General features: G+C 71.3%; 2 protein-coding genes. Both read right to left on the bottom strand.

Annotated features, from left to right (window positions below):
* The coding region (locus G6018_RS10795) for a lipid II flippase MurJ (protein ID WP_182639580.1) at positions 1-1,515 on the bottom strand (1,515 nt) is incomplete at its 3' end.
* On the bottom strand, positions 1,512-2,159 hold a 648-nt coding region (locus tag G6018_RS10800; RefSeq protein WP_241732058.1), incomplete at its 5' end, for a DUF6049 family protein. The genes G6018_RS10795 and G6018_RS10800, both read right to left, overlap by 4 nt.

The following is a 2,159-nucleotide window of genomic DNA, read 5'->3' on the forward strand; positions in this document are numbered from 1 at the left end:
GCCGATCCCGTTGGCCAGGGCGAGGCCGATCACCACGTGGGAGCGTTCGTTCGCGACCAGCGGGACGATGAGCGACAGGACCACGCGGACGATGGTGATCGCGAGGATCATGACGGTCGGGGTCCAGTAGTCCTCGCGGGCGTAGAACACCCGCTGCTGGAGCAGGACCACCGCGTACGGCACCAGGGTGAACGCCCCGAAGGCCAGGGTGAGGCCGAGGATGTCGGCGTTCTGGGCGTCGAAGTTGCCGTACCGGAACAGGCCGGTCGCGATGGTCGGGCCGAAGGCGGTCATGAAGGCGATGATCGGCAACAGGCCGAAGAGGGACAGCCTGGTGCCGAGCGAGATGTCGCGCACGACCGCGTCCGTCCGCCCGGCGACGCCGTTGTCGGCCAACCGCGGGTTGATGGCCGTCAGGAGGGTCACACCGATGATCCCGTAGGGCACCTGGAGCAGCAGCCAGTACGTGCCGTAGATGGCGATGGCCGCCTCGTCGGCGGCGGAACCGATGCGGTTGGTCATGACCAGACCGACCTGCGAGATGAACACGTAGGACAACCCGGCGAGGGCGTTGCCCCCGAACTGGCGGATCCGGGGGTCCAGCCCCCACTGGGGACGCAGGACCACGCCGGCACGGCGCAGCGCGGGCAGCAGGACCGCGGCCTGCACCACCACGCCGAGGGTCGTGCCCAGGCCGAGCAACAGGATCGGGGCGCTGAGGAGGTTGACCGGGGCCGCCGGGTCGATGCCGCTCCCGACCACGGCGAACAGGGCCAGGGTCGCGATGGCCACCAGGTTGTTCCACACCGGGGCCCACGCACCGGGTCGGAAGATCCCGTTGTAGTTGAGCACGGCGAGCATGACCGAGAAGACGCCGTAGAAGAAGATCTGCGGCAGCAGCAGGAAGGCGAACGCCGTGGCGAGGTCCGTGTTGACCTCACCGTCCCCGAGGTTGAGTTCGGTGAGCAGGGGCGCACAGGCCACCGCCACCACCGTGGCGACCAGCGCCAACAGGGAGGTGGCCGTGAGCAGGCGCCGGATGAACGAGACCCCCCCGTCCGGGTCCTCCTGGGCCGCCCTGGCGAGCAGGGGCATGAACATGGCGGTGAGGACCGACCCCAGGACGAGCTCGGTGATCATGTTGGGCAGCGTGTTGGCGGTGTTGAACGCCGAGGCCACGGCGGGGCCGAGAATGGTGAGGATGAGGATCATCCGGACGAAACCGGTGATCCGGCTGGCGAGGTTGGCCACGGCCATCGACCCCGTGGACCGCATCACCGAGGCGTCGGACGAGTCCCGCGTGGTGGTGCCGGTCCCCCCGCCCCGGGTCGCCGGGCCCGGTGGGATCGGGACCACGGGGTCGACGGGTACCGAGTCGGGCGCGAACGAGTCGGCGACCGGTGGCGGCGAGACGGGGCGTGGCGAGACGCAGCTCCCGGATTCGCGGCGGCGGCCCCGCAGCCCGGGATCCGGTCTACGCAGCCCGGGTTCGGGGGAACCCTGCTCGTCGTTCACGGTCGGTGCCCTTCGTCCGCGGGGTCGAGGATCCCCCGACGGTAGCGCAGGTACCGGCGGCCTCCGAGGACGAGGGCGAGTGCGGCCGCGGCGATCGCGAAGCCCTGCGCGACGGGATACCCACCGGACTGGACCGAGAGTTCGACCGGGTCGGACAGTCGCGTCCCGTCCGGCCCGTGGAGGGCGAAGACCACGGTGTGGCGGACCCCGCCCTCGGAGTCGGACTGGGTGGGGACCTGGAGGGTGCGGGAGCCCGCGGCCGGGATCTGGATGAGACCGACCGGGTCGACGGTGATGTCCTCGGGCGCGGTGACGGTCACGTCCACGCGCACGGGGAACGGCAGCGCGTTGCGGGTCACCAGCATGAGCGGACTGTTGGGACTCGCCATGGTGAACACGCTGCCCGGGGTCAGGAGATCGACGCGCGCCAGCGAGGCGGTCACCGTCTCCCCGAGCCGCGCCAGGCGGGTCGCGCCGCGGTCCCGGGCGGCCGCACCGGTCCCCGTCTCGAAGGTGAGACCGTCCCCGCCGGCGCGTCGACCGGTCTCCGAGATCGCCCGGAGGGCGTCACCCACCAGCGGGTCGAGGTGTGTGGCCGCATCCGCCGAGGTCGGGTCGGAGGTGTCCACCAGCGATCGGAGGGA

The organism is Dietzia sp. DQ11-44 (assembly GCF_014145205.1).
Taxonomy (GTDB): domain Bacteria; phylum Actinomycetota; class Actinomycetes; order Mycobacteriales; family Mycobacteriaceae; genus Dietzia; species Dietzia natronolimnaea.